The sequence below is a fragment of the Deltaproteobacteria bacterium genome (genome assembly GCA_016219225.1).
Taxonomy (GTDB): domain Bacteria; phylum Desulfobacterota; class RBG-13-43-22; order RBG-13-43-22; family RBG-13-43-22; genus RBG-13-43-22.
In genome coordinates this window covers 1-4,218 of record JACRBX010000065.1, presented here as the reverse complement: position 1 = coordinate 4,218, position 4,218 = coordinate 1, and the positions used below count along the sequence as shown (strand labels likewise).

Annotated in this window: 4 protein-coding genes; all 4 read right to left on the bottom strand. The window is 54.2% G+C overall.

The window, feature by feature from the left end:
- Positions 1–624: 3-methyl-2-oxobutanoate hydroxymethyltransferase (gene panB, locus HY879_05545; GenBank protein MBI5602801.1), on the bottom strand; the 624-nt coding region annotated here is incomplete at its 3' end.
- A 239-nt stretch (positions 625–863) separates the two neighbouring features.
- Positions 864–2,741, bottom strand: coding sequence for an aldehyde ferredoxin oxidoreductase family protein (locus tag HY879_05540; GenBank protein ID MBI5602800.1), 1,878 nt, complete (start codon positions 2,739–2,741; stop codon positions 864–866).
- Positions 2,742–2,949: 208 nt separating this feature from the next.
- Positions 2,950–3,348, bottom strand: coding sequence for a VOC family protein (locus tag HY879_05535; GenBank protein ID MBI5602799.1), 399 nt, complete (start codon positions 3,346–3,348; stop codon positions 2,950–2,952).
- 66 nt (positions 3,349–3,414) lie between these two features.
- Positions 3,415–4,218: branched-chain amino acid ABC transporter permease (locus HY879_05530; GenBank protein ID MBI5602798.1), on the bottom strand; the 804-nt coding region annotated here is incomplete at its 5' end.

Below are 4,218 nucleotides of genomic sequence, written 5' to 3'. Positions count from 1 at the left end.
GGCACCGATAGAAAGCACCGGCATGGTCAATTTTCGGCTAATATGGGCGGTCACTTCCGGGGGTACGGCCTCCACTAAAAGCATCTTGGCCCCGGCCTTTTCCACCGCCAGGGCATCTTCCACCACCATCTTGGCACTTTCGGCGGTCCGGCCCTGAGCCTTGTGGCCGCCTAATTGACCCGAACTCTGGGGGGTCAGTCCGATATGGCCGATAACCAAAATGCCGGCATCGGTAATGGCCTCAATCTGCCTGGTTACCCGCAGGCCCCCTTCCAGTTTGATGGCATCCATCCCGGCCTCCTTCAGGAACCGGCCGGCATTGATAACGGCATCCCGGGTGGAAGTCTGATAACTGAGAAAGGGCATATCCCCCACGATAAAAGTGTTGGGGGCGCCGCGGCGCACGGCTTCACAGTGAACGAGGCATTGCTCCATCGTTACCGGTATGGTACTGGTATAGCCATAGACGCACATGCCCAGGGAATCGCCCACCAGGATCATATCCATCCCGGCCGTTTCAGCAAATTGGGCCGTGGGGTAGTCATAGGAAGTCAGCCAGCAAATCTTTTTACCGGCGGCTCTCATCTGGTAGAAATCATGGATCATTAATTTTTTATTGGCCATCAGGGCCTCCTTTTAGATCGAAAATATAGTTTCAAGATGCAAGATGCAAGTTTCAAGGTTCGGGAAAACCAAGTTCGGAGTTAAGAGTTCGGAGTTCGGAGTAAACCATTTTCATGCTTCGTCGGTGCCCAAATTGGCGTGAACGCTTAATTCGAAAATAACTTCGACATTCGATATTCGATATTCGAAATTCTCTTTTTGTGTCCCCTGAGGGCATGAGGAGTTAATCTGCTGTCATTTTATTCCCCATATTCTTTCATCCCCAGGCGATCCAGCAACTCGGCGGTTGGTTTGCCGTCGCTGTCCCATTGACGATGGGTATAGTAGTCTAAAATAGCCTGATCCAGCCCTTCGGGTATTTTACCGGCGGCCGGACCTTCATGCACCGCTTCCATAAAACGTTTAGGGTACCGGAAATCGTCCTCCTTTTTCCAGCCGTAACGGATATTGAGAATCTTCTGGAGGGTGGTGATGCGCTCCCCGCATTGACGCAGGTCTTCCTGGGTCCAGTCGAGCCCGGTGATGGCGTTAATCGTATCCAGCAAATCCGTAAGGTTGTAGGAGGCAAACTCCTGAAATTTGCAGTGCACGGCCGAATTGATCACATTACAGTAGTCGTGAAATTTCGCATTACGCTCGGCAGCCCTTTCCCAGGACCAGCGCTCTTCGTTCTCGACATGATCAATCCCCCACTCCGGCAGCATGATGTGACCGACCCAGATGTGCTGGCTGTTGCCGCGCTCATGATTGGGACCGGCAGCCACACCGGTGCAGTAATTGAGGGCGCTGATGTACTGGGCGCGCCAGTTGTGGGCCGCTATCTCCTGCCCTTTCATGGCTACAGCCCAGTTCTCGGACCCCTGGCCGTAATGAGCGGCAGCGGCCTGGCTGCCCTCCCCTAACCACCAGCCTAGCCCTTCGGTGCGCTCGCCGACCTTCTTGACCATTTCCACCATGGCTTCGGCGTTCCCCCAGGTCAGATCAATACCATAGGTGTCTTTCTTTGAGAGCACCCCCTTCTCATAAGATTCCATGGCCCAGGCCAACACCCCCCCCAGGCTGATGGTATCCAGGGAGTAGCTATTAGCCAATTCTCCCGCATAAGCCACCGCCTCCTGGTCGGAGATCAGCAGATTAAAGCCCATCATGGCATAGGACTCGTATTCCGGCCCTTTGCCTTTATAGGCGAATGGTCCTTCCTTCACTTCGCACTTATTATGGCACTGGATCACGCAATACCGGCAGGGCCAGGGCCTGGCATTGAGTTTTTCCACATAGGGCCGGCCCCCTAAGTTGGCCACCCCCTCCGGAAAGTCCGCCTGAGAGTAATTTTTTACCGGCAGGTTTCCCTGGGGTGCAAAAAGGGCGGTGGCCATGGCGGTACCCAACCAGGAGATTTGAAATTCCGGCGGCTTGAGGGCCTGCTGATCCAGCATGCGCTTGTGGAGGGCTTTATTCAACTCCATCAGTTTTTGCGGTTCTGCCGTTGGACAGCTTTGGGTCCCATGGACGGCCACGGCCTTGAGGTTCTTGGAGCCCATGACCGCCCCTAAACCGCAGCGGCCCAAAAAGGATTTCTTGGCCGTTTGGACATTGGCGAAGCGTGCCAGCCTTTCCCCGGCCAAACCGGTGCTGGCCACTTCGAACTTCTCACCTTCCCATTCCCGGATGAGATCCTCGGTTTCATAAGCGTTCTTTCCCCAGAGGGACCCGACCTCCTTGATTTCGGCCCCCTGGTCGGTCACCTTCAGGTAAACCGGCCTCTCGGCCCGGCCGGAGATTACCAGGGCATCGACTCCGCAGGCCTTCATCTCTATACCCCAGGAACCGGTGGCCGCGGATTCCACGTTCATCTTCATGGCCGGACCGATGGCCCCGGCCGACCATTTGGCGGCACCGCTTTGTTTGACTCCGGTCATTGGCCCCCCGGCCATGACCAACCGGTTCTGTGGATCAAAGGGGCCCGTACCGGCCGGACACTCCTTCCACAGGTAATTGGCGATAAGCCCGCTGCCGCCCATGAAATAACGGTAAATCCCATCCGGTACTTCTTCCAGGTGGCATTCCTTTTTTGACAGATCCACTTTTAAAACCTTGTGCCAGATCCCCTTGATCATCGTATTCCTCCTCATCATTTCCCTCTAACCCCTTCATGCCCCGTAGTGGGGCACAACAAATCATGAAAATGGTTTACTCCGAACTTTATTTTCGTATTAAACCCTCATGCCCCATTGGACACCGACAAGCATGAAAATGCGAATATTGAATAATGAATGTCGAAGTAAGGTTGGGTTTGAACCCGTAACCCGTAACTCTATTTTCGAACTAAAGCTCAGAGAGCTCGATCGGGATGTCGTCCAGGATGCCTTCCATCGCAAAGAGGACCCGTTTCCCTCGCAAGCCGATGGAAGGACTCTCATTTGCCATCTTTACCCCTTTTTCCTTTAATTCCGAAATATCGGTTTCAAGATCATCGCTTGTCAAACAAAAATGATGGATATGGCTTCCCCGCTCCCGGACGAGCCTGGCCAGCATACCGTCTTGACTGTTATCCTCTAACAGTTCAAGGCTGATCCGCCCCAGGCTGATCAGGGCCATTCTCATCTTCCGATCGGGGAAATCCCTTATCACTGGTTTGGTCAAGCCCATGGCCCGACAAAATGCATCCAGAGTACTCTCAATATCCTGAACGGCAATTCCGATATGCCCGACTTCTTTGATCATCCTTTTCCCTCACATCCTTCCGCGCTTTCACCCGACAGCATTCATTCTTTGTAACAGCGCTGTTCTTCAAAGCGTCCTCATCCGGAGCATTTTTCGCATAGCATGGAAAATCGTTTCTTTCAGAAGGACCAGGGCCATGACCACGAAGACCATGGCCTCCGCCGCCGCCGAGTAGTAACGGCCGGTGATGGCAATAACCAGCCCGAGAATGAAAGCGGCTAAGAAGGTACCGGTAAAATTGCCCATGCCCCCCACGATGACCACAGAAAAGGCCAACAGAAGGATGCGAAAACCCATATAGGGCTCGGCAGTGGACACCGGAGCATAGAGCACCCCGCCCAGCACGGCCAGGCAACTCCCTAACACGAAGACGATGGAAAAGTAATGGTAAATATCCAGTCCCAGACAGCGCACGCCCTCGGGGTCCTCCAGGGCAGCCACAACGATTCGGCCCACAATGGACCGGGCGAAAAACATCCGGAGTCCCAGGAACAGAACAATTGCCGTTCCCACGATGACCAGGCGATATAGGGGTATGGTCATTTGGAAGAAATTCAGGGTAATTCCGATGGGATCACTGACCGGATAGGGGGTCCCTCCCCAGACCAGCTTGATCAGATCCGTGCCGATCAAAAGAAGGGCATAGGTGGCGATCATGGCATAATCCAGGCTGGCACCGTAGAGACGGCGGATGATGAAGCGTTCGATCATCCAGGCTACGGGGGCCATGGCCAATATGGCCAGCACCATACCCGGCACGAAAAGATTCAAGGCCGACCACAGGGAAATAAACAGGTACACCCCCAGGGCATAGACCATGCCGTGGGCGAAATTAATGATGTGCATGGCACCGAAGGTCAGCGACAATCC